Annotated in this window: 22 protein-coding genes and 2 pseudogenes; 14 read left to right on the forward strand and 10 right to left on the reverse strand. The window is 41.1% G+C overall.

Annotation, left to right across the window (positions count from 1 at the left end; translation table 11 throughout):
- The first annotated feature begins 23 nt into the window (after positions 1-23).
- From porM to recA, 4 genes and pseudogenes are all read left to right on the forward strand, one after another.
- Positions 24-1,604, forward strand: a pseudogene (gene porM, locus RCZ04_RS03730) (type IX secretion system motor protein PorM/GldM).
- A gap of 13 nt (positions 1,605-1,617) precedes the next feature.
- On the forward strand, positions 1,618-2,517 hold the full coding sequence (gene porN, locus RCZ04_RS03735) for a type IX secretion system ring subunit PorN/GldN (RefSeq protein WP_460484614.1): 900 nt from the start codon (positions 1,618-1,620) through the stop codon (positions 2,515-2,517).
- A gap of 113 nt (positions 2,518-2,630) precedes the next feature.
- Entirely contained in the window at positions 2,631-2,957 is a 327-nt protein-coding gene (locus tag RCZ04_RS03740) for a nucleotide pyrophosphohydrolase (RefSeq protein WP_460484615.1), read from the forward strand.
- A 68-nt stretch (positions 2,958-3,025) separates the two neighbouring features.
- On the forward strand, positions 3,026-4,195 hold the full coding sequence (gene recA / locus RCZ04_RS03745) for a recombinase RecA (protein WP_460484616.1): 1,170 nt from the start codon (positions 3,026-3,028) through the stop codon (positions 4,193-4,195).
- A 75-nt stretch (positions 4,196-4,270) separates the two neighbouring features.
- Here the strand turns inward: recA and RCZ04_RS03750 are convergent, their stop codons facing one another.
- From RCZ04_RS03750 to RCZ04_RS03785, 8 genes are all read right to left on the reverse strand, one after another.
- On the reverse strand, positions 4,271-4,933 hold the full coding sequence (locus RCZ04_RS03750) for a DUF4377 domain-containing protein (RefSeq protein WP_460484617.1): 663 nt from the start codon (positions 4,931-4,933) through the stop codon (positions 4,271-4,273).
- A 71-nt stretch (positions 4,934-5,004) separates the two neighbouring features.
- Positions 5,005-5,499: a TlpA family protein disulfide reductase gene (locus RCZ04_RS03755; protein ID WP_460484618.1), complete on the reverse strand. Its 495-nt coding sequence runs from the start codon at positions 5,497-5,499 to the stop codon at positions 5,005-5,007.
- A gap of 78 nt (positions 5,500-5,577) precedes the next feature.
- The gene (cysD, locus tag RCZ04_RS03760) at positions 5,578-6,477 is read right to left on the reverse strand and encodes a sulfate adenylyltransferase subunit CysD (RefSeq protein WP_460484619.1); all 900 of its coding nucleotides are present in this window, start codon (positions 6,475-6,477) and stop codon (positions 5,578-5,580) included.
- A gap of 6 nt (positions 6,478-6,483) precedes the next feature.
- Entirely contained in the window at positions 6,484-6,792 is a 309-nt protein-coding gene (locus RCZ04_RS03765) for a type II toxin-antitoxin system RelE/ParE family toxin (RefSeq protein ID WP_460484620.1), read from the reverse strand.
- Positions 6,782-7,018: a hypothetical protein gene (locus RCZ04_RS03770; RefSeq protein WP_460484621.1), complete on the reverse strand. Its 237-nt coding sequence runs from the start codon at positions 7,016-7,018 to the stop codon at positions 6,782-6,784. The genes RCZ04_RS03765 and RCZ04_RS03770 overlap by 11 nt, the downstream gene beginning before the upstream one ends.
- A gap of 5 nt (positions 7,019-7,023) precedes the next feature.
- Positions 7,024-7,449: an energy transducer TonB gene (locus RCZ04_RS03775; protein ID WP_460484622.1), complete on the reverse strand. Its 426-nt coding sequence runs from the start codon at positions 7,447-7,449 to the stop codon at positions 7,024-7,026.
- Between the two features lie 697 nt (positions 7,450-8,146).
- Entirely contained in the window at positions 8,147-10,465 is a 2,319-nt protein-coding gene (locus tag RCZ04_RS03780) for a TonB-dependent receptor domain-containing protein (protein WP_460484623.1), read from the reverse strand.
- Between the two features lie 314 nt (positions 10,466-10,779).
- Positions 10,780-11,730: a PhoH family protein gene (locus tag RCZ04_RS03785; RefSeq protein WP_460484624.1), complete on the reverse strand. Its 951-nt coding sequence runs from the start codon at positions 11,728-11,730 to the stop codon at positions 10,780-10,782.
- Positions 11,731-12,680: 950 nt separating this feature from the next.
- On the opposite strand from RCZ04_RS03785, the gene RCZ04_RS03790 reads away from it, so the two are divergent.
- The 10 genes from RCZ04_RS03790 to RCZ04_RS03835 all read left to right on the forward strand — a co-directional run bounded on the left by RCZ04_RS03790 (position 12,681) and on the right by RCZ04_RS03835 (position 20,213).
- Positions 12,681-13,742, forward strand: coding sequence for a DUF4434 domain-containing protein (locus tag RCZ04_RS03790; protein ID WP_460484625.1), 1,062 nt, complete (start codon positions 12,681-12,683; stop codon positions 13,740-13,742).
- 18 nt (positions 13,743-13,760) lie between these two features.
- Positions 13,761-14,183 (forward strand): RpiB/LacA/LacB family sugar-phosphate isomerase, encoded by a 423-nt coding sequence (gene rpiB, locus RCZ04_RS03795; RefSeq protein WP_460484626.1) that lies wholly within the window; start codon positions 13,761-13,763, stop codon positions 14,181-14,183.
- 136 nt (positions 14,184-14,319) lie between these two features.
- Complete coding sequence (locus tag RCZ04_RS03800; RefSeq protein WP_460484627.1) at positions 14,320-14,574, forward strand: antitoxin; 255 nt, start codon at positions 14,320-14,322, stop codon at positions 14,572-14,574.
- Entirely contained in the window at positions 14,561-14,875 is a 315-nt protein-coding gene (locus RCZ04_RS03805) for a type II toxin-antitoxin system YafQ family toxin (protein ID WP_460484628.1), read from the forward strand. The genes RCZ04_RS03800 and RCZ04_RS03805 overlap by 14 nt, the downstream gene beginning before the upstream one ends.
- Before the next feature lie 70 nt (positions 14,876-14,945).
- On the forward strand, positions 14,946-15,665 hold the full coding sequence (locus tag RCZ04_RS03810) for a tRNA threonylcarbamoyladenosine dehydratase (protein WP_460484629.1): 720 nt from the start codon (positions 14,946-14,948) through the stop codon (positions 15,663-15,665).
- 222 nt (positions 15,666-15,887) lie between these two features.
- Positions 15,888-16,181, forward strand: a complete 294-nt coding sequence (locus tag RCZ04_RS03815) for a hypothetical protein (RefSeq protein ID WP_460484630.1) — start codon at positions 15,888-15,890, stop codon at positions 16,179-16,181.
- A 2-nt stretch (positions 16,182-16,183) separates the two neighbouring features.
- On the forward strand, positions 16,184-16,474 hold the full coding sequence (locus RCZ04_RS03820) for a cell division protein ZapA (RefSeq protein ID WP_460484631.1): 291 nt from the start codon (positions 16,184-16,186) through the stop codon (positions 16,472-16,474).
- Positions 16,475-16,707: 233 nt separating this feature from the next.
- The gene (gene rny, locus RCZ04_RS03825; RefSeq protein ID WP_460484632.1) at positions 16,708-18,276 is read left to right on the forward strand and encodes a ribonuclease Y; all 1,569 of its coding nucleotides are present in this window, start codon (positions 16,708-16,710) and stop codon (positions 18,274-18,276) included.
- Position 18,277: 1 nt separating this feature from the next.
- On the forward strand, positions 18,278-18,799 hold the full coding sequence (locus tag RCZ04_RS03830; protein WP_460484633.1) for a mechanosensitive ion channel domain-containing protein: 522 nt from the start codon (positions 18,278-18,280) through the stop codon (positions 18,797-18,799).
- Between the two features lie 46 nt (positions 18,800-18,845).
- Positions 18,846-20,213, forward strand: a complete 1,368-nt coding sequence (locus RCZ04_RS03835) for an SLC13 family permease (protein ID WP_460484634.1) — start codon at positions 18,846-18,848, stop codon at positions 20,211-20,213.
- A 69-nt stretch (positions 20,214-20,282) separates the two neighbouring features.
- Here the strand turns inward: RCZ04_RS03835 and RCZ04_RS03840 are convergent, their stop codons facing one another.
- Positions 20,283-21,818, reverse strand: coding sequence for a RagB/SusD family nutrient uptake outer membrane protein (locus RCZ04_RS03840; protein ID WP_460484635.1), 1,536 nt, complete (start codon positions 21,816-21,818; stop codon positions 20,283-20,285).
- Between the two features lie 13 nt (positions 21,819-21,831).
- Positions 21,832-24,896 (reverse strand): annotated as a pseudogene (locus RCZ04_RS03845) (SusC/RagA family TonB-linked outer membrane protein).
- Between the last annotated feature and the right edge of the window lie 147 nt (positions 24,897-25,043).

Below are 25,043 nucleotides of genomic sequence, written 5' to 3' on the forward strand. Positions count from 1 at the left end.
TTAACTTATTAAAAAAATAGCTTATGGCAGGTGGAAAATTAAGTCCTAGACAGAAGATGATTAACCTGATGTACTTAGTATTCCTTGCGATGATCGCATTGAATATGGGTAAGCAAGTACTAGATGCATTTGGGTTAGTGAATCAAAAGTTTGAAACATCAAACAAGAGAGCTAATGAAAGCACAGCGAATGCTTTAGCCGAATTAGCAAATAAAGCAAGTGAGAATCAAGCTCAATATGGTGAGATATATGAACAATCCAAACAAATTAAAGAACTTTCAGATGGATTGTACAGCTATATCCAAGATATTAAAACCTAAGTAGAAGATGTAGTTGGACAGAAAGACATTCCTGTAAATCAAAGAGATTATCAGGCAATGGATCAATCAGACTTTACTGATAATTACTTTTTTGCTGAGGGAGCGCAAGCTAAAGCTCACGCAAGCGAATTCATTGAAAAGATGAAAACCTATCGCGAAGGAATATTAAAGGTATTGGGAGATAACCCAGCTTACAAATCTTTAGCAGATAAAGTAAGAGTAAACTTTAATACTGACGACGTAAAAGATAGAGAAGGTAGAACCGTAAAATGGTTAAACTTTAACTTTGAAGGGTTCCCTTATGTTGCGACTTTAGCAAAATTCTCAATGATGCAGTCAGACATCTTAACTACTCAACAAGAGTTTTTTGATACAGCTTTGGCAGGTAGCTTGAAATCACAAGTTTCAATGACTAACTACACTACTTTGCTTGAACAAGGTAAAGGAGCGTATTACCAAGGTGAGAAATTCGATGGTTCTATCGTGTTGGGTAGAAAAGACGCTACTACACGTCCTAATGAAGTAGACATCGCTATTGATGGTAGAAAATTAGGAACAAGTGAATACACTATTGAAGATGGTCGTGTGAAATTAAATATTTCAGCAGGTAATACAGGTGATCACAAAATCACAGGTAACTTGTACTTTGACCAAGATGGAGAACGTATTGCTGTTCCTGTAGCACAATCATTCTCTGTGATTCCTAAACCAAACTCAGCTGTTATTTCAGCAGATAAGATGAACGTAGTGTATCGCGGTGTTGCTAACCCTATTACCATCTCAATGCCTGGTGTTCCTGATAACAAAATCTCAGCTTCAGCTCCTGGTTTATCAAAAGCTGGTGGTAGTGGTGCTTGGGTAATGCGCCCAGGACAAGGTAGAGAAGTTACTATTCACGTAACAGGTGAGCTTGCAGGACAAAAATTCAGCTCTTCTAAAATGTTCCGTATTAAAAATATCCCTCGTGCTGTGACCAGCTTGGGCGGACAAATAGGAAATGCTAAATTACCAAAAGCAAACGTATCAGTAATGCCTGTAATGGCTGTTTTGGAAGACTTCGACTTCGACTTAAAATTACAAGTAAACGAATTTAAAGTGTTCATTCCAGGACAACCAAGTGTATATGTGAAAGGTAGCAGAATGAACGAACAAGCAAGATCTGCTGTCCTAAGAGCAAAACGTGGTGATAAAATCCAGATATTTGATGTAAAAGCAAGTATCATTGGTAACTCTGATCTCAGATTGCCTCCTGTATCACCAATCGTAGTTGAAATAACAAACTAAGACAAACATTATTATGCACGTAAAAAATATAATATTATTATTGCTTTCAGTATTTGCATTTCAGCTCTCAAAAGCCCAGGTAAACATCTTAAACGCAAAAGTAGCAAGCGATATAGGTGTTAAATCAGAAGCTCGAATAGAAGCTGATAATGACAAACCACTACCTTATGGCTATGTGGATGACCGCGATATCCTTTGGTCAGTAGAAGTATGGGAAGTAATCGACCTTAATGAAAGAGCTAACTTTCCTCTCCTTTTTCCTACTGATACCTTGGAAATAGATGCTTACCGTCGCTCATTGTATGATGTACTTTTAAAGAATATCAAAAATGGTAAAATTCAAGACATCTATGTAGATTCTTATTTTACTCAAACAAAAACAGCTGAGTCTATAGAAGCATCTCTATCAAAGGTAGATACTTTGGATATAGGATATGAGCAACTTAACGCAGGTGAAGCTCTTTCACCTGAGTATGTAACTCATAGAAACTTAGAGTCTGCAGATATCGCTCAGTACCACATCAGAGGTATTTGGTATTTCGACAAACGCCAAGGTGAATTAAAATATCGTTTGCTCGCACTGGCTCCTGTAGCCCCCGATGTAAACTTTATAGACTCTGATGACTCTACTATGTCGGCATTAGTACCTCTATTCTGGGTATTCTACCCGCAAGTACGCGATATTTTGCACGAAGCGAAAACCTTTAATAGGAAGAATGACGCTCGCCCTGTCTCTTTCGACCACGTTTTAAATGCACGAATGTTTAGTTCGGTGATATTTAAAGAAGCGAATGTATACGGCGACAGAAAAATCAAGGAATTCCTTCCTGATAACGCACTCTTCCAATTGTTAGAATCTGACAAGATTAAAGAAAAGATTCGCGACAGAGAGCAAGATATGTGGGCAAACTAATTTTAAATTCACAGAAATATTCTTTAAACTGCTTTGAAAGAGCGTTGCTATCAAAAGCAATGCTCTTTTAAAGTAGTTTTTTTATTCAAAATAACATCTTATCAGCATAAACTATGAATATTAAAAATGCACAATTAGCAGTTGATAATTGGATAAAAGAACACGGAGTTCGCTATTTTAATGAACTTACCAATATGGCGCAACTTACCGAAGAAGTCGGAGAGGTCGCCCGTATTATTGCTCGTCGCTATGGAGAACAGTCCGAGAAAGAAAGTGATAAAAACAAAGATTTAGGCGAAGAGCTTGCCGATGTAGTGTTTGTGGTACTTTGTTTGGCAAATCAAACAGGAATTGACTTACAAGAAGCTTTTGATAAAAAGATGCTAAAGAAAACACAACGTGACCACGACCGCCATCACAATAACCTAAAACTAAAATAATTCCTCTCTATTATTGTTTTTATCATTAAATTTTGTATCTTTGCCCTATTAAAACAACTTAGTATAAAATGGCTAAAACAACAAAAGATAACAAGGAAATGAGCGTAGAAGAGGCTAAAAAACAAGCCTTAAAACTCACCTTAGAAAAATTAGATAAAGCCTATGGCAAAGGAACCGTACGTGCCTTAGGCGATAATCCCGTCGAAGATGTAGAAGTTTATTCTTCTGGTTCTATCGGGCTCGATGCTGCATTAGGAGTAGGAGGATACCCCAAAGGTCGCGTAATCGAGATTTATGGACCTGAATCTTCTGGTAAAACCACCCTTACGCTACACGCTATCGCCGAAGTACAAAAAGCTAAAGGTACTGCTGCCTTTATTGATGCAGAGCACGCCTTCGACCCTGTTTATGCACAACGCTTGGGTGTAGATGTTAAAAATCTACTAATTACCCAGCCTGATAGTGGCGAACAAGCGCTTGAAATTGCTGATGCTCTTATCCGTTCTAATGCAGTAGACCTCGTAGTAATCGACTCAGTCGCTGCTCTTACCCCAAAAGGTGAAATTGATGGCGAAATGGGAGACTCTAAAATGGGGCTTCACGCTCGATTAATGTCTCAGGCTTTGCGCAAAATCACCGGTAGTATTAGCAAAGCAAAATGTATTGTTATTTTCATTAATCAGTTGCGTGATAAGATAGGCATTACATTCGGCAACCCCGAAACTACCACAGGAGGTAATGCACTTAAGTTTTATGCCTCTGTGCGTATAGATATCCGCAAGGACGGAGGACCTCAAGGAAGTGCTGCTATTAAGGACAGTAATGGTGAGATTATTGGTAATAAAACCAAAGTCAAAATCGTGAAAAACAAAGTAGCATCGCCTTTTAAAACCGCTACTTTCGATATTATGTTTGGTTTAGGTATTTCTAAATCTGCTGAACTTCTCGAGTTGGGCGTTGAGGCCAATATCGTAGATAAAAGCGGTGCTTTTTATAGCTATAAAGGCACTCGCTTAGGTCAAGGACGTGATGCTTCTATTGCAATGCTTAATGACAATCCTGAAATAGCCGAGCAAATAGAGGTAGAACTACGTGAATGGCTTAAACATAATGAGCTCTCTTCTAATCCTAAGAAAGGTAAAAAGAGTACTAAGGCTAAAGACAAGAAGACTCAAGAACCCGAATATTCTGAAGAAGAATATGATGAAGCCGACACTTATGACGAAGAAGATGATTAGTTAAGGTACTATTATAATCAAAAAGGCTGTTAGAGATGTCTCTAACAGCCTTTTCTTTTATTAACAATAAAACAATTATTTCTTTGTGAAGGTAAGCAGTACACCTCCTTGGGCATCAGTTAGCAATAGTTGCTCATCTTTAAGCTCATATTGCTTTACCTTTTGCATAGCCACACCAAAAGCATCAGCAACATTCATTTTTTCTGCACAAAGCATTAAGGTAGAGGCTAATTCACCAAAAACGAGCTCTTTATCAGTAAAGGTCTTAATACTTCCCATAAATCTGTTACAGCTGTCCGCTCCGTTTACCTTCATTTCTCTAATATTGATATTTAACACAGGTTGCGCCTCAGCAACGATAGTCATACCTCCCATACTCACCAGTTTCCACTCGCCTTGCAAATCAAAACGAGGGTCTTTTACCTTCTCTACCTCACGCACTAAAGTATAGGCAACACTTGGAGCATCAGCAGGGACATCTTTCAAGGGTTGCTCGCTTACTTCTATCTTCTTAAAAAAGCCCTCTTCAAAGGCAAAGCCTTCAATAGGAGCATAAAAAGCCTCCCATTGCGCATTGCTTAGGTCATCACCCTTATACACTTGCAAACATTCCATTTTACCTGCACCTGCACTACAGTCCAACTTGGTACTATTCACCCAATACACTGTAGTATTTGTGCCACAACTTCCCAATACCATTGCTACACTCAGTAGCATTATTAACTTGATTTTTCTCATTGCAAATATTCTTTATATTTTTATTTTAACATCAGTTCAATATAAAAAACCGCCCGTCGTGCTACGACCGACTATTTGATGTATTTCTTTAGCGTTTTCATTAAATCATCACCTCTAAGGTTTTCCCCTTGTGATAATAGGTTCCCGTCAGGGTCTATGAGAAAAGGCGCAGGAATGCTTGTTACCCCATACTTGTCAGCCGTTTTACCGTCATTGTCCCACACATTGTTCCACACCATTCCCTCTATTTTCATAGCATCCCGCCAAGCATCTTTGTCTTTTGGTCTATCTATCGATACTGATAGAATGGTAAAGTTCTTTCCTTTAAGCTCTTTATACGCTTGTTTGAGATATTTGTTTTCCTTCTTGCAAGGCAAACACCACGATGCCCAAAAGTCTATCAGCACATATTTACCACGCAACGATGATAAACTCAAGTTCTCACCATTCACTTGTGGCAAGTTGATTTCAGGAACCACTTTATGGCGTTGTAAAGTTTGAGCTGCTACGGGTACAGTCGCCAAAAGCAATAGCGCTATCGCTGTAAATAAAAATCTTTTTTTCATTCGTAATCTCGTTTTTTTAGTTATTGTTTTTTGTACATACAAAAACCTGACCAAATTTAATTGCCCGTGCGGCTCGCACTAAAAGTATCCTCCTTTTTTACGGTCTTCCATAGCCGCTTCCGTTACTTTATCGTCTATACGGGTCTCACCGCGTTCCGAAATACGCGAAGCCGTAATCTCGTTCACCACCTCTTCCAAAGTCGCTGCATTGCTCTCTACCGCAGCTGTACAAGTCATATCACCTACCGTACGATAGCGCACGCGTTTGTTGAGGATAGTATCGTTTTCATCTATCTGAATAAAAGGCGACACCGCAATAAGCCTACCTTCGTGCTCAATCACCTCACGGTTATGCGCAAAGTAGATAGAAGGAAGCTCTATTTTCTCCTGCTGAATGTAGCTCCACACGTCGAGTTCCGTCCAGTTCGAGATAGGAAATACACGCACGTTCTCCCCTTTCTGAATCCTACCGTTGTAGATGTTCCACAGCTCGGGGCGTTGCAATTTAGGGTCCCATTGTCCAAACTCGTCTCTTACCGAAAAGAAACGCTCTTTAGCACGCGCTTTCTCCTCATCACGACGAGCCCCACCAATGCAAGCATCAAAGTGAAATTCCTCAATCGTATCCAGCAAAGTATGCGTTTGCAACCAGTTACGCGAAGCAAACTTGCCTTTAGGCTCGGTAAGCCCTTTCGCTTTTATGGTATCTTCTACTTGGCGAACAATGAGTTCAGCCCCTATGCGTTTAGCTAGCGCATCGCGGTATTCAAGAGCTTCAGGGAAGTTGTGTCCCGTATCGATATGCACCAAAGGGAAAGGAATCTTCATCGGGGCAAAGGCTTTCATAGCCAAATGCACTAAGGTAATAGAATCCTTACCACCACTAAACAGCAATGCCGGACGTTCAAACTGCGCCGCCACTTCGCGCATTATGTAAATACTTTCAGCTTCTAATTGTTTTAAATGTTCTTTATTCACGATTTGTTATTCTTTGTATCTTACTTTTCTGCTTGTATGCAGAATGTTTATCACTGTTATTGTTGTTCTTTTTCTTTTAGGAGTAATTTTTATCACATAATAAATCCCATAAGGGAATACTTTGGTAAAACAGACTCTGATTTCCCTATATCTTTTAGCAAACATATAAGGATAATCTTTTATGTATTCAAAACATTTATCTATCTCTTGGAAGAAGCGATTAGCTAATTTTTCATCAATATCAGTATAATAATCTAATATCTTTGATAGATTTTTTTCAGCTCTTTTTCCTACTCTAAATGTGTCAGAAGCCATATTTCTGTTTGAATTTTAGTTTTAAAACTTCCCAGTCTTCTGCTTCACCAGTTTCTTCAAATTCTTTTAGGCTTTCGTCTAAAATCTCTTTATGCCATTCTGGAATCTCTTCATTATTACTTAAATCAGCCTTCTCAAAACGCCATTCATTATAGGTTTCCATAGGAATAACAGCTAAAATATCATTCCCTTCAGAATCTTTTATGTATTGTGCAGTTGTGTTCATAATAACTAATCTTTTAATCTAAAATTAATAGGATACTTACAATAGCATTCCACAGCCTCCCCTTTGATATTCTTAGCAGGGTACATCGGCGGATAATACCTAAACAAATCTATCGCCGCTTTTTCCAGTATAGGGTCGTCTCCTTCGGCCTCCATAATTCTTAAAACCCCTTGCTTGTTTATCACTATATCAAGCATTACTTGCCCTTGTATATTCCACTTAGCAGCCTTCTCCGGATATTCAAAGTGCATTGTTACCCAATAGTCCAAACACTCTTGCAAAGTTCTCTCTACCATCTTTTTCTCCGAAGTATCAAAAATTCTACAATAAGGACGCACTACAGGCACTGTTAAAGCATCTTCTTTTTCTTGTGCTCCCACACCCTGAGAAAACCCTAAAACTAAAGATGTTAGTAAAAGAAGTGTCTTCATAACTAAGACTCTTAGAAAGTACAAAGGTAGTACATTTTTTTTGATTACAAAAATATACTACCCTTAAACAATTATTTTCTACTCTTTTCTCCCAGTTTATTATTGTCATATTCCCCCTCCCTGAGAGGTGTCCGCAATTACCAAGTAAGTAAATTAGGGAGAGCTTTCTCTCGCTTTCCGTCACTAATTCCCCCTCTCCGAGGGTTGTCCGCGATAGCGGAGTAAGTGAATTAGGGGGAGGTTTCTGCACATTTTCTCCGTCATTTGTCCCTCGTCCCTCGTCCTTCGTCATTCGTTCCTCGTTCCTCGTCCATCTCCCCTAATGCCTATGGCCTAACACCTCTTCCCCTTTCTTTCGCCTCGAAACCCAATTATTAGTATTATTGGTATTATTGTATTACAGTATGAATCAATTACTTATACGCCCTTTGTATATCAATCGTCCAAGATTCGTATAAGCATCCTATAAGCTTTGTATAAGCTAAGTGTACCCTCCCAATAACCTTTTCTCACCAAAATCACTCTCATCTCTCTTTTGAATTCCTTCGCTATCTTTCTCCTTTCTCATCTCTATTCTAAGACCCCTCAGAATTTTTGAAACTTTCTCCAACAAGTCTGAAATGTCCGACTTGTCTTACTCGTCCAACCACCTCCAAACAATCTCCCCTTTACAGCCTGTCGTGCTACGACCTCGCACTCATAACCTATTCTTCTCATCTTCTCCAGCACTTTGCCCCTTGTACTTGCTTTGGGTGGTGTTGAAATTGTAACTCAGTCCTACTTTAAAACTTATATTGCTGTAATTCTGAGCAGTACTATTGCTGATATACGAATTTTGTACACGTGTGTGTTCATTGAGACCGTTAAAAGGGTCGGAAATTACGGTATACACCGTAAGCGATTGGTGGAAGAACATACGGGCAACCCCTACGACTATTCCGCTCATATCTTTGTAGGCGTAGGCTTCTCGGTTTGAACCTTTGCTTGCATAAATAAACATCGCTAAGATTAACCAATTTTCAGTAGGGGTGATTTGGTTCATCCATTCTACCATAAACCTACCTTTATTGGTGTAAAACACATTACTTGCAAAAGGCTTTCCGTAAGTAAGGGTGAGCTTAGGCATCCATTTTCCTATTTGGGTTTGCGCATTGAGTACGCATTTCAGTACGCTAAAATCATCGTAATTGCGAAGGGTTTTCTCAACGGCATCGGGATTGATGCTTGAGAGTTGGTAATCGGAATAGATACCCTTGTGAATATTCGAATAACTTACCGAAGCCGAAATAGGACCATAAGTAGCCAAGGCATTCCATTCATCAGTAAGCTGAGGCACAATATATGGGTTTCCGCGATTGTACAAGAAAGGAGAACTATAAGTGTTGTAGTCGCTGAGCTCATAAAAAGCCGGACGTTTGATTTTGCGTGCATAACTAAAAGTCAGTTGAGTTTTATCCCAAGGGAATGCGATAGAAATATTGGGCAACCAATCGCGATAGGTCTTGCTTTTTACGGGGCTTTTTTGTCCGTTTTCGTAATAACCAAAGTCGGCGTACTCGTAGCGCGTACCGAGTTTCAAACTCACTTTTTTGATAGGGTAAGAGAAACTCACAAAACCAGCCGAGCGTGTTTCGGTATTCTTAATATCCGAAGCCGAAAGCACATTATCGGTATAATCCTCAGTGCGATGCAGGTCGCTTGCCTCTACGCCATAGTTTATAGCGCCCTTGCCAAGGGTTTGCAAGAAAGTAGTTTTGAGTCCCCACCAATCGGAAGCAGCATCGGGATGGGTATGCACGTTACGAGAGGTTGCGTTGAGGAGGTTGCGCTCCACAACATCGGAAGTGTTATCGGAACGCTGACCGATATAATCTACATCGGTTTGCAGTTTCAGTTTGTCGGTAAGTTTACCTTCGTAATAAGCATTAATGCTTAACTTTTTATCTTGGCTAAAGCGGTCGTATTCATTGAGCCCTTTGGCTGTAAGGAGGTTATTTTTGAAGGTAGCGGTTTCTTGGGTGCTAAACCTGTGTCCTATCCAAGGTTCTACACTTCCTCTCACACTTGCGCCTATGGAATGTTTATCGGAAATCTCGTGAGCTACCCCTATTTTAGCATTTATTCCTTTGGCATTACTCCTATTAGTTTCGTCGCTTGTCACGCGCCAATCATTACTTTGGGTATGTACTTGCAAATCCTGATAGAGGTCGGCATTTTTCTTGTTGAAATTGTTGAAGTTGCCTATAGTAGTAAACCAGTCGGTTTTGCCTTTGCGGTAGTTGAGACTAAGCCAAGTAGTTATTAAGGCTCCTTTTTTTAACACATAATTTTCATTTTCAACCGACCCACTCAGTCCATCACCTTGTTTCTTTTTCAGTTTGATATAGATTACCGCACCCACCGTATTGTCGTGTTCTGCACCAGGTTGGGTTTCCAGCTCTATGCTCTCAATATCTTTGGGCGATAGCTGATTCACCTCATCTAAATTGCGCACCCTGCGGTTATCGATGTAGAAGATAGGATTGCCTTTGCCAAACACCTCATAACCTCCACCGGTGTAGGAAGTGCTCACTCCAGGCAAGAAGTTGATAAGCATTTCGGCTTTGGGTAGGTTCTGCAAGGTCGATTGCGCCACATTGGTACTGATGCGCGTACCCTTTTGTTCTAATATCGGGCGACGTGCCGTTACCACCACCTCGCCTAACTGATTGGTAGCAGGGGTTAAAACAACAGTGCCCAAGTTACTCCCCGAGGGTGTTAGCACCTTATCCTGATATTCCAAATGTGTGATTTTGAGGATTACTTTCTTACCCTCAGCGGGATTGGGCAGTTCAAACACACCGCGTTCATTGCTAATAGCCCCTTTCACGAGCGTAGAATCAGGTAGGGACATTAGGAGTACATTAGCAGCACTCACGGGCTGTTGGTCAGTTCCTACTAAAGTACCTTTAAAAGAAGATTGTGCGAAGCTACTTGCTGTTACTGCTAATAGCAGTGATAGGATAATCTTTTTCATTTTTATATGGTTTTTGGTTACTAAATGTAATCTAATTAATTTCTCGGTGCAAATATACAACAAACAAAGGTATTGTGCAATACAAAGTACCATTAAATTAGCGTTCTTATGCCATTATTTTCTCATTACACTGATTATCAATTATCTTTTCTTGATTATTTTTTGAGGAAGAAAGTCCATTTCTTCCTCTTTCCTCTCTATAAACGAAGATTTTTTGTAAAGGTTGGAATTGAGGTATAAACTTTGCCAAAGTTCTAATTGCTCGTCGTGCTACGACTTGCCTGTGTGGCTCGCACTGCCTGTCGTGCTACGACTTACTCATTGTTCTCCACCGTCTTATACGCCTCAATAATGCTCCGTACGAGTGGGTGGCGCACTACGTCCTTATCGTCGAGGTGTAGGAAGGCGATACCCTCTACATTCTGCAAAATGAGCATTGCCTCTTTGAGGCCTGAGGATACTTTGCGGGGTAAGTCAATCTGACCGGGGTCGCCAGTGATCATAAACTTGGCATTGCGCCCCATACGGGTGAGGAACATCTTCATTTGGGCGTGTGTGGTGTTCTGCGCCTCGTCGAGAATTACAAAAGCATTGTCAAGCGTGCGTCCGCGCATAAAGGCAAGGGGAGCAATCTCAATGATGCCCGCTTCGATAAAGGCGTTCAGCTTTTCACCGGGAATCATATCGCGCAAGGCATCGTACAGTGGTTGCATATAGGGGTCGAGTTTTTCCTTGAGGTCACCAGGGAGGAAGCCGAGGTTCTCGCCTGCTTCTACCGCTGGACGGGTGAGGATAATGCGGCGTACTTGTTTTTCTTTGAGGGCTTTCACCGCCAAGGCTACGCCCACATAGGTCTTACCAGTACCCGCAGGACCTACGGCAAATACCATATCGTTCTTGCGCATCAGCTCCACGAGTTTCACTTGGTTTTGGGTTTGCGGACGAATAATCTTACCGCTCACCCCGTGTACGATGATGTCCTCCTCGCGCACTTTTTCGGTTTTCTCAGCATCGGTAGCCGAGAGAATACTATCGATAGCGCGTTCATCAAGGCGGTTGTACTTAGCACAGTACGCAATGAGCTTTTCTATTTGCTTTTGGAAATCTTTCAGTAGCTGTTCTTCGCCAAAGGCAATGAGTTTTGAGCCCCGCGCTACGATTTTCAGCTTCGGGAATAGCGTTTTGATGTATTTGATATTGTTTTCGTCCTCGCCACAGAATACCTGTGCGCTCACGTCAGTAAGTTCTAATGTTAATTCGTTCACTTTATTTAGTTATTAGTTGAGAGTGATGAGTTAAAAATTTGGGCAAAGATACAACATTTTTGTCAATGAACCAATTTGTGAATAAGCAAGTCACTCGTTAGATAAGTCCGTCCCCTCTGCCCTGTCCGACAGCTCTCCCTAAGTCTCTCTCACTAATTTTCTAATCTATTAATTTTTCACTTCCCCTTTCCGTCGCTACATTCCCCCTTTGGAGGTCGCCAGCGACAGCTGGGTATGTGCACAGCGAGAGCAGAGTATGTGAATAGGGGGAGGTTTTCTCCATTTTTTTCTCGGATTCTCTCCATCACATCTCCCCCCTTGAGGGGGCAGGGGGGATGTTTATACAATACTAAAAAGATGTTTATACAACAATAATAACTGTCACAACCCTAACACCTCTTCCTCTTTCTTTCGCCTCGAAACCCCATTATTGGCATTTTTAGTATTATTGTATTACAGTATGAATCAATTACTTATATGCCCTTTGTATAACAATCGTCCAAGATTCGTATAAGCATCCTATAAGCTTTGTATAAGCTAACCATACCCATTTTACCTTTTACTTTTATCTTTTACCTAAAAACTCTCTTCCGAACTTCTTCGTTTTTTTCTACAACGCCAATATCCCATTTTCCATCACATACTCCCCCTCTCTGAGGGTTGTCCGCGATAGCGGAGTAAGTGAATTAGGGGGAGGTTATTTCCTTCAGACCCCCTCAGAATTTTTGAAACTTTCTCCAACAAGTCTGAAATGTCCGACTTGTCCGACTCCTCCAACCAATCTCCCCTTTACAGCCTGTCGTGCTACGACCTCGCACCGTGCTACGACCTCGCACCTTTGAATTATCTGAATTATCCGAAAAATCCGACAGCCCAATAACTATTTTTGACTCTTTTCATTTGCTCATTTCCTAATTACTTCCTACCTTTGCCAAAAAAACATCAATAATATGAAAAAAATATTTTTACTCCTCACCATCTTAGGTACTTTGCTATCACTCTCCTGTACCAAAACTAATAACTCTGAACCAGGAGGCTGTGTGCTCCCTGAGTTTCCTTCTTCTCCTTTAGACAAAAAAGCCCTCACAGGCACCTTTGTACAGCTTTTTGGCAAAGGCGATTGGAGCGAAGCACAATGGGATAGCTTCTTAGGCGAAATAAAAGACTTGGGTATGAACACCCTCATCGTGCAATACATAGGATATATAAATCCTTCTAATAACCTCACTTGGTTCGACTCAAACAATAACTTTACTACCACCAAAATCAAACCTACCCTACAACGCATTCTTGCTTCAGCTCAGCGCAAGGGCATAGAAGTACACATAGGCTTACTCTTTGATGAAAGTTATTGGCAACATCAAACCGATAGAGCGTGGCTACAAACTCAAGCCAACTATTGTATTGCCATTGCCACAGATATTCAGAAACAGTTTGGAGCTCACCCAGCCTTCAAAGGTTGGTATATCCCACACGAACCCGAGCCTTATGCCTATAATACCGATGATAAAATCGCTCTCTTTAGAGAAGTTTTTATAGATCCCATTTCCAATCATTTGCACCAGCTGAATAATAAGCCTGTTTCAATTGCTGCTTTTTGGAACAGTGCACTTTCGTCTCCCGAACAGTTACAGCATTTTATGGCAGAACTCGCTAAGAGTAACCTGCAAATCATAATGTTACAAGATGGGGTAGGGGCACAACACGTAACCCTCGAACGCCTTGCCAGCTATTATGAAGCTGCCCAACGCGGATTATTCGAGGAAAACAAAAACTACAAAGGCGTATTTTGGTCAGACCTCGAAACTTTTGCCTCTCCTAATGGCCAGGTACCTTTCTATCCCGCCACTTTCGATAGAGTCAAACAACAGCTCACCACCGCTCTTTCTATCCCCAAAGTAACCAAAGTAGTGTCTTTTGCTTACTTCGACGATATGTACACCCAAAGCCCCAATAAAACCCAAGCCGATGCCCTACGTGAAGCCTACAAACAATACATAAAAAGCAATTAATAATTTAATTATAAAAAAATGAAAATAGCCATAGGAAACGACCACGCTGGAGTCGATTATAAAAAAGCCATTGTAGCCAATTTGGAAAGCAAAGGCATAGAAGTATTGAACTGCGGAACTGATACTTCTGAAAGTGTAGACTACCCCGATTTTGGTCACGCAGTAGCCAAAGCCTTAGAAGAAAACAAAGCCGACCTTGGTATTGTGATTTGCGGTAGTGGTAACGGCATTGCAATGACGGTTAACAAGCACCCACACGTGCGATGTGCGGTATGTTGGACGAAAGAGCTCTCTGCTCTTGCCCGCGCCCATAACGATGCCAATGTGCTCAGTATTCCCGCACGCTTTACAGCCATTGAACAAGCCGTAGAAATAGCCAACACTTTTCTCAACACCCCTTTTGAAGGCGGTCGCCACGAAAGAAGAGTAAAGAAGATTTAGGAATTTATCTTTTACACAAATATTAGTGCTTAAAAAGAGTAAAAGCCCCTTATTATAAGCAGGTTTTTTTGAAGAAGTAAATAATACTTTGTTAAATAAAAAAGATTTTATACTTTTGCCGAAAAATAGTAGTATTATGAATACAATCACATTACAAGCAACTATCAAAGAAGCTGACTTTCCTACTTTCTTAAGTTTGTTCGAAAAGTTCAAAGTAAAAACAGTTCTTTTGAGTAAAAAAGAAGGAAAAAAGACATATCCTATTGAAACAGCTATTCCTAACGAGGAAACACATAACGCTTTTCTGGAGGTGAAAGAAAAAGGTCACCTTATGAAAAGATATAAAGATGTTAGACAGCTTTTTAAAGATATAGATGATGAACAGCTTTGAAGAAGAAGAAGAAATAATTTTTGATGTTGTAGCAACTGTAGCTTTCAAAAAAGACAAAAAAAGATATAACAATAGCTCTAAGAAGATTGAAAAAGTTCTTAGTGTAATTGATATTTTACAGAGGAAAGGAGTAGAAGGTATTCCTAATGATATGAAGCCTCATTATCTAAAAGGGCAATATAAAGGCTGTTTAGAGTGCCATATAGAAGGAGACTTTCTTATTATATGGATACAAGATAATGAAGAAAAAGTAATTTATTTGATGAGGCTTGGGAGTCATTCTGAATTGTTTAAAAAGTAAAAAGTGTACTTGCTTGCAAGTACAAAGTGAATTATAAGCCCCTTCCATTGCGATGGGGCTTTTTTTGAATATGAACAATAATTGGTTAGAACGTACAGAACTTTTAATTAAACAACAAGGCATCGCTACTTTGCAGAAAGCCCATATCCTTATTGTAGGCTTAGGAGGTGTGGGCTCCTATGCTGCCGAATTTGTAGCTCGTGCAGGCGTGGGCGCTCTTACCATTGTCGATGGTGATACCGTTGCCCTTTCTAATATCAATCGCCAGTTGCCTGCGCTTCATTCTACGGTAGGGCAAGCAAAGACCGAGGTAATGAGAGCTCGCCTTCTCGACATCAACCCCAAGCTGAAACTCACCGTCATTCACGAATTTCTCACCCCTGAGCGCGCTTGGGAAATCGTAGCCCCAGAGTTCGATTATGTCATTGATTGTATTGATAGTATTACCCCTAAGCTGAACCTTATACTTGCAGCTAAACGCAAACACGTAAAGCTCGTGAGCTGTATGGGTGCGGGGGGCGCTACCGATGTCTCTCAAATTAAAGTAACCGACCTTATGAAAACCTATAACTGTCCGCTGGCGAAGTTTATTCGTAAACGCCTCAAGAACGAGCGTATACACTCTGGTATCAAAGCTGTATTCTCTTCCGAAATCGTTTCTAAAGATACTATGCAACGCACCGAGGGTTTAGATTATAAGAAATCGTTTTACGGCACTATTAGCTTTATGCCAGCAGCTTTTGGATTACACGCAGCCGCTACTGCGGTAAATTACTTATTGGCAAAATAGCAAAGTTAAGGCTAAGCAGTGAGAAACTATCAACGTATAATACAAACAAGAGATTTTGTTTATAACGAAGCTCAGGTATCACTTTCTTTAAAACATAGAAGTCCTTTTTTATGCTGATTATGAAAACTTTACGCCTGTAGGTTTCATTTATTTACTAAAAATAATTGTTTTTTCAAAAAAAATAGTGTATTTTTGCCCCAAATATACAAAGTTCGCTGTTTGATGAGTGATTTAAAACAATTGGTAGCGTTATTAGAAGAAAAAGCTATTGCCTTACAAACCAAATTCAATAGTCTTAAGGATGAAAATGGCAAGCTAAAACACACCATTGATGAGCTTCGCAGTGAGAAACAGTCGCTTGAAGGCACTATTGCTACACTAAAGGAGAAGAACGAAACACTCGCCATCGCCAACCGTATATTGGGCAGTAAAGAACACAAGAGAGAAACCAAATTAAAAATCAATACACTCATTCGCGAAATAGATGCGTGTATTGCTCAGCTCACAAAACAATAGCAATGGAACAGGACGAATTGAGAATTAAACTTTCGGTAGCCGATAGGCTATATCCTTTAACCATTGCTCCACAACAAGAAGAGGGATTTAGAAAAGCCGCCAAGAAAATAAACGATATGATTCAAGAATTTGAAACAGTTTATGAATTGCGCGATAAACAAGATGCTTTAGCAATGTGTGCTATCGCTTTGGCAAGGCAAATAGAACAAGCCAAGCTAAATGAAACACACGAAGATGAAGCCCTCAAAGAAACCTTAAAGCAGGTGTATAACACCTTGAACCAAATAGGTTAAACACACGTTCTTTTACATAGAAAACTTACTGCCTATATTGATTGTCCTTTCGGTAAACTCAACATTAACATTTCACAAAAGGGTGAGTTGCAGCGGCTAAAGCGTGCCGGTCTTCGTAGCCGGATACTTGCCCCACTGAGTATCCCTAAACCTGTTTTTCAGAGTTTTACGTGAAACACTCTAATCAATATAGGCATTTTTTATATCAATATATTATTTTTTAAACAACAAAGATGGATAGTACAATTATTATAAGTATTGCAGTTTTTATCATTGCCCTAACCATAGGGTTTGTCATCGCCAAAGTGCTGGAAAAGAAGAATGCCTCAAAAATCATTCTCAACGCTAAGAATGAAGCCGACATTCTTCTGAAAAACGCTAAAGCTGAAGGCGAAAATATTAAAAAAGACAAAATTTTCCAAGCTAAAGAAAAGTTTCTCGAACTAAAAGCCGAACACGAAAAAACAATTAATGCCAAAGATAAGAAAATGGCAGAGGCTGAGAAACGTATCCGTGATAAGGAATCGCAAGTGTCTAATGAATTGGCACAAAATAAACGCCTAAAAGACGAATTAGAGACTAAAAACCAAGAGGCTGACCACCGCTTGCTTTCGCTCGACAAGAAACAAGAAGAAATAGACCGCTTACACAAAAGTCAGGTGCAACAGTTGGAAGTTATCTCAGGTTTGTCAGCTGAAGAAGCTAAAAAGCAACTCACTGATTCCTTGCGCAGTGAAGCCCAAGCCGATGCGATGGCATATATCCAAAATACCATTGAAGAAGCCAAACTCACCGCTCACCAAGAGGCGCGCAAAATCATCATCAACACCATTCAGCGCATAGGCACTGAAGAAGCGGTAGACAATTGTGTATCAGTATTCAACCTCGAATCCGACGAGGTAAAAGGTCGCATCATCGGTCGTGAAGGTCGCAATATCCGCGCTCTTGAAGCTGCTACTGGAGTGGAAATTATCGTAGATGACACCCCCGAAGCCATTATTCTCTCTTGCTTCGACTCGGTACGCCGCGAAATCGCTCGCCTTTCATTGCACAAACTCGTAACCGACGGCCGTATCCACCCTGCTCGCATTGAGGAAGTGGTAGAAAAAACTACCAAACAAATAGAAGAAGAAATCGTAGAAATAGGCAAACGCACCGTGATCGACCTCGGTATCCACGGTTTGCACCCCGAATTGGTGAAATGCGTAGGCCGTATGAAGTACCGTTCATCCTACGGTCAAAACCTCTTGCAACACTCACGCGAAGTAGCCAAACTCTGTGGCGTAATGGCTGCCGAATTGGGCTTGAACCCTAAACTCGCCAAACGCGCCGGACTCCTCCACGACATCGGGAAAGTGCCTCAAGTAGAAACCGAAACCCCTCACGCACTCCTCGGTATGGAATGGGCTGAGAAATACGGAGAAAAACCCGAAGTGTGCAACGCCATCGGGGCTCACCACGACGAGATTGAAATGACTTCATTGCTATCGCCTATCGTACAAGTGTGCGACGCTATCAGCGGGGCTCGTCCAGGAGCACGCCGTCAAGTACTTGATTCGTATATCCAACGCCTCAAAGACCTCGAAGATGCTGCCTTCACTTTCCAAGGTGTGAAGAAAGCTTACGCTATCCAAGCCGGTCGCGAGTTGCGCGTAATCGTAGAAAGCGAAAAAGTAACCGACGATAAAGCCGCTGAACTATCATTCAACCTTTCACAAAAAATCCAAACTGATATGACCTATCCTGGTCAAGTGAAAGTAACGGTCATCCGCGAAACCCGCGCCGTGAATATCGCGAAGTAATATGGACTATATACACAATTATCTATACCAAATTATCGCTACTGCCATTGCCTTGGTGGTCTTTACCGCCTTACGCTATTTGGTGAACTCTATCATTGAACGCTTTGGCAAACGCGCAGGATTAGGTGTGAACCGTACTCATTTGGTAAAGAAGTATATTGACTATTTTATCTATGCGTTGGCTGTTCTTACAATCGTTTCTATCTGGGGAATAAAAACCGAACAGCTCTTCCTGTTCGTCACTTCGGTGCTTACCGTTATAGGGGTAGCGTTCTTCGCCCAATGGTCGATACTGAGCAATATTACAGCTGGTATCATCGTGTTCTTCTCTTCTCCGTTTAGGATAGGAAATATAATTAAGATTTTAGATAAGGACTATCCTATTGAGGCTAAAATAGTAGATATAAAATCTTTTTATACCCTTTTGAAGACTGCAGAAGGTGAAGAAATTAGTTTACCGAACAATCTCTTGTTACAAAAGGGGGTTGTAATTGTCTCGGAAGAGGAATGGGGTACGCGGTGAAAATAAATCCCTAATACCACAGTAAATTAACTAAAACCTAAATAATATGCTAACCAAACACATCAAAAGTTCTGTGATTATTGCCATCGCTTTGGCGGTGAGCATCTTGCTCTATACGGTACTTCCTTATGAAGACCCTACTAACAAAGGTTTGGCTTTATTGACCTTTGTAGCGATTTTGTGGCTTACCGAAGCCATTCACATTACCATCACAGCACTCTTAGTGCCTGTGGCGGCGATACTCTTGGGCTTAGAAACCACTAAAAGTGCGTTGCAAGCCTTTGCCAACCCTACTATCTTCCTCTTCTTTGGAGGTTTTGCCATTGCTACAGCGCTTAGTGTACAGCAACTGGACAAGTACATCGCTCACAGGGTGATTGCCTTGGCGCGTGGTAACTTCCTCTTAGCGGTTTTCCTTCTCTTTTTGGTTACAGCCTTGCTCTCTATGGGGATTAGCAATACAGCCACCGCAGCTATGATTATCCCTTTGGCTATCGGGTTGCTCAAGAATATCGATTACGAGAGCAACAAGGGCACTTACGCCTTTGTGATCTTGGGGATTGCCTATAGCGCGAGTATAGGCGGGATGGCTACCTTAGTGGGCAGTCCGCCGAATGCTATTGTCGCTTCGCAATTACACATTACTTTTGCCCAGTGGTTGCGCTACGGGATGCCTACTTTCTTAGGTTTGTTCCCTTTGATGATTGGCACAATGTACGTGGTATTTCGCCCTAAACTGAACTTCAAAGTAGAAACCGAGCAGGTAAGTCAAAAGCTCAATACCAAGCAATATCTCACCATTCTCATTTTTGCCGTTACAGCCCTATGCTGGATTTTCGGTGACCCTATCAATGAGACGTTCACTTCGCTTGTGGGCATTGAAAAAATCAAAGATTTCGATGCAGTAGTAGCGATGATCGCTGCGGTGTTCGTGTGCTTATTTGGCGTAGCCGAGTGGAAACAAATACAAGAACACACCGATTGGGGCGTGCTAATGCTCTTCGGCGGTGGACTCTCATTAAGCGTTATCCTCACTCAATCAGGAGCGAGCAAAGCTTTGGTGGAATCAGTACAATTCCTCATCGCCGATAGCAATTATTTCATCATCGGTTTGGTAGTGGCTACTTTTATTATCTTCCTCACCGAGTTCACCAGCAACACGGCCAGTGCAGCTCTTTTGGTGCCTATCTTTATTTCGGTAGCCGAAAATATGGGACTCAATCCGCTGGGGTTGGCACTCATCATAGGTTTGGGAGCTTCGTGTGCCTTTATGTTGCCCGTGGCTACCCCGCCTAACGCAATTGCTTATGGCACTGGCAAAGTAGGACAACGCGATATGGTGAAAGCGGGCTTTGTACTGAATATATTAGCGGTTATTTTTATCTCGGTAATTGCCTTTTTCTTCTGGAAATAAAATAGAAATTACATAAAATAAATAGGCTGTCTAAAAATCTTAGACAGCCTATTTTTTATTATATTTAGGTTACCAACCTGGGTTTTGTTGCCATTTACCGTTTTCATTTTGAACATCATCAGGAGGAAGTGGCCAAGAGAGTTTGTAAAGTTGAGCATTTCCTGCTGGTACGTTCAGTTCGTATAGGTTTGTAGGGTCATCGTTTACTAAAAGATTGACGTTTTGAGGGGTGCCACGTACTATGCCCAATCCCCAACGTTTGATATCAATCATACGATAGCCTTCAAAGCAAAGTTCACGGCTGCGCTCGTTTTGTATTTCAGTCCACAAATCGCTATAGGTAACGCTACCGATACCGCGAGCGGTACGGAGTTGGTTCAAATAGGTTTGTGCATTGGTTTGGTCACCCAACCTATAAGCGGCTTCGGCGGCAATGAGGTATTGCTCGGCTACGCGGAAGATTTTAGGACGGTGCAAGTAGGAAGGGTCATCTCTTGGACTATTTTTCAAGACATCGTTATCGGGAAATTTATAAGCTAAATAGATGTTTGAATATCTGGTTGAGCCGTAGTTTGCCCACAAATCTTTTATATATACATTTTTCCTGATATCAGCAGAGTCGAAGAGATCTACAAAAGTTTGTGTAGGAATCATAATAGGGAAATAATTGACTACAAGCCCTGTGATATAGCTTTTTTCTTCACCTATATAGACATTCATCCTTTCAGGCAGTTCAGCTTCACTTCCTACAGCGTATCTTGCTACTAAAAGGGTAATACTTTCGGCAGAGCCGTCATTAGCCCATACGGTAGTAAGGGCGCTTTCGGTGGTGGTGAGGGGGTATCTGTTTGCGGTTATCAAGCTGGTAGCGGCAGCATAAGCACCTGCCCAATCACCTTTGTAGAGCATTACACGCGCTTTGAGGGCTGTTGCGGCATCTTTAGAAAAGGTATACAATCCAGGGGTTCCTGTTACGTTACTTAAGAGATTTTCGGCACGAGTGATATCGGCTAAGATAAAATCAAATGTTTCACTTACAGAGCTACGCGCGGGGAAATCACTTGTCATAAAGTGATCCATTATAGGCAATCCATAAGCGGAACTCTGGTCGTTAAAAAGGCAATAATGGGTGAGCAAATAGGCGTGATAGAAGGCTCTTCCTAAGTATAGTTCCCCCATATTGCGATTGATTTGAGCGGTTTCGGAGGCAGTATATTGTGTAGAGATAGGAATAGAAGGAATACCTTCAATAGCCATATTGATATCTTGTATTGCTCTAAAATATCTTTGCCAGATTGACAGAAGCGTAGCATTGGACGAGGTGAGTAGAGACCAGTTGTGCAAATCTCTTTGGATATCAGTATCGCCAGAGCGGCGTGCTAAATTCAAATAATCGGTTTGGATATCGGAAGCATACATAGCGCTTCCGTAGAAATTAGCTCTTAAATTATTGTACATTCCGTTAACCCAAAACTGAGCGTCTTGAGGGGTTTGGAATGAGTTTTTTTGGCTTAACTCTACATAAGGTTCTTGGTCGAGTTTGAAGCAGCTGGTTACAGAGAGTGTTACAGCTACCGCAAGGCATATTTGATATATTTTTTTCATTATTTTTTGTGTATTAAAAACTAAGTTCTACTCCTAAGGTAAATTGGCGTGAAGGAGGGTATCCGCCTAATGAAATTGCGCTTCCGAACTCGGGGTCGGCACCTTCATATTTGGTAAGAGTAAAGATATTACGAGCCGTTGCATAGAGGCGCAAACCTTGGAAAAGTTTAATTTGGTCGATCACTTCTTTAGGTAAGCGATAGCTGAGTGAAATGCTTTTGAGTCGCATAAACGAAGCGTCTTGAATCAATCAAGAGTCGTTAGATTGAACGAATATGCTGCTATTGATTCTTGGGAGGCGGGTGTCATCGCCTGCTTGTTTCCAATAGTCGAGGACATTACGACTGAGGTTGTAAGCGCCAAATCGGCCAGGGTTTTCTGTATACATTACGTCTTCATTTCTCATCCATTTGCCCAATGAGAAAGAGAAGGCCATATCTAAGGTAAAAGTTTTATAGCCTATATTCCAACCGAACCCACCATTGATAGGAGCCTGCATTTTCTTACCGGTAGTTTGTATCAAATTGGCAGCATTATAAGTACTGGTTACGTTGTTATCATCAGTTACTTGTTCCATACGGTCTTCGCCAGGCACGTAGTATTCAGTTTGACCTGTAGTGGGGTTTACACCTTTGCGGATCACAGCAGCCCATTCTAACGGACGTCCTAATTTATAACCAAGTCCACGCCCTGATGCTACAAACCATTCTCTATCGGTGAAAAGGGAGGTGAGTTCTTGTTTATTGTAATTGAGGTTAAAGTAAGGGCGAATGGAGAGGTCTTCATTAGGACTTTTATAAACCACTGATGACAAGGTAATATCGACACCACGGTTTCGCATTCCACCTGCATTATCAAAGAGCTGAGTAAAACCACTCACCGTATTGATTATTCGGCTGGTGAGCATTTCATAAGTTTCACGGTCATAGTAATCAACACTTAACGAAGTGCTTCGGTTAAACCATTGACACCTACAGAAGTTTTTCGCTGTTTTTCCCATCCTAAATTAGGATTTCCTAACCTGTAGATAGAGTAGGCAGTTTTTTGATCATAGTAATAGTCGGCCTCAATAGTAGTAAGGTGGTTGTAACTTCCTGCACCTGCGTTACCTGAGCTACCCGTACTGAAGCGCAAGTTCAAGTCGGTAAGCCATTTTACATCTTTGAGGAAGTTCTCTTGTTTGATTTTCCACATTGCCCCTATTGCCCAGAAATTACCATATTGGTTATTGCGACCAAAAGCTGATGAGCCATCACGGCGGGCAGATAAATCTAAGAAAAACTTACTGTCATAGGAGTACTCTAATCGGCTAAAGAAAGAGTTTAAAGTGCTCACAGTTTTGCTGTTGTCTATAGACTTATTTTTATTGCCGTGAGAAATCATAGAAAGTCCATCTGCAGGTTGTCCATAAGTAACTATTGAAATGCCTTCAGCACTATTTTCAACAGATTCTTGACCTAAGAGGGCATTGAAGCTATGATGTTTACCCAATCTAAATCGGTATTCTAAGGTATGGTGAGTGTTTTTCTCAGCGACCTATTGCTACTATAAGAGGTAGATGGATTGGTAATAGGTGCAGGATTGCGTTGGCGATAATTTATAAAAGAAGGCAATTCTTTATTTTCATTTTGGCTATAAGAGTACTGTATACCTCCTTGCGTTTTAAAAATGAGATTTTTAATAGGTTCAATAGTGAGGTACATACTGGGCAAAAAATCATCTCCTAAGCTAAAAGAGGGGTGCTTTTCAGCATAGTACTCAGGGTGATAAAATCCTGAAGAACTACTTCTTGTGATGTTAGAAATATAGTCTTTTCGAGTGCCATCAGGATTGGTAGGGGAGTACAAAGGTAAAGCAGTTACCCTTGCATTACTATCGTTACCACTTCCTTCGCGCTCGTTATGTCCTGCAGCAAATGATAGTCCCATTTTCAGCCATTGGGTAATTTGGGTATCAATGCTACCATTGAGGGTATAGCGCGTATGGTTAGAAGCTGGATTATTAGAACCTTCTTGAGTAAAATGGCCTAATGAAATGTAGTAGGAAGTGTTGTTAGACCCTCCTGAAACCGATACATCAGTACGGTTCAATGGCACAAAATCACGGAAGAAGATTTTATCCTAACGAGTGTTATAAGGGTTCTCGGCTAATATTTTTTCTACGGCAGCTTGAGTATCGGCCTCAGTAGTACCAGTAATTCCAGCTACGTTACGAACAGAACGAGGGTCTCTTTGCCCCCAAAATTCCAAATACTCACGAGGGGACATCATATTATCGAAGAACTTACGGCTGGCATTGGTAAGAGCTGAAAATCCTAACTGGTGACTGATAGTGACGTTCATACACGCTCATTTCTGCGACCTTTTTTGGTAGTAATGAGTATGACGCCATTGGCAGCACGCGCTCCATAGATAGAAGTAGAGGCAGCGTCTTTGAGTACGGTAACGCTTTCAAAGTCGTTAGCATTAAAGGTGTTGAGAGTGTTAGCACTTACAGCTACCCCATCCATTATCACTAAAGGATCTATATTGTTAATGCCTGTTTTTCCTGTAAAAGCTCCTTGGAAGTCATTGAAACCGTGAATAGTGATTTGGGAGCCACTACTGCTACCATTAGTATTATTAATCACCAAACCCGCAATACGTCCTTGCAAGGCATCGGTTACGTTGGCAGTAGGAGCTTGTGCAATGTCTTTGCCTTGTACTTGTTCTACTTGTGCTACAGTACGACTCGCGCTATCTTAGGAGCTCCATAGCCCGTAACCACTAACTCCTCAAGCTCTTCTACATCTTCTTTAAGCACTATGTTCAATTGCTTGGTTGTAGCGGTTACTTTCCGCTCTACCGTCTGCATTCCTAAGGTCGAAAAACTCAATGTTTCTCCCACTTTGGCTTGGATAGTATAATTCCCGTCCATATCTGCTGAGGTTCCTCTTTGTGTCCCTTTTACAAGAACAACAGCACCTATTATAGGCTCGCCTTTCTCATCTTTTATAGTCCCTGTGACTTCTATATTCTGTGCAATAACCGAGAGTGTTGCTAACAAGAAAAAAGCCCACGTATACAATAGCTTTATCATCTTTCTGCTTTAATTTTTTAGGGCGCAAAATTAGTAAAAAATTGCGAATTATGAATCACTAATAACAAAATCTTACAGATTGTTATATTTTTCTCGCCTTTCCTTATCTCTCATTCATCTTTATTTTGTACCTTTGCCCCGCTGTAA

Source organism: Capnocytophaga sp. HP1101, from assembly GCF_054772415.1.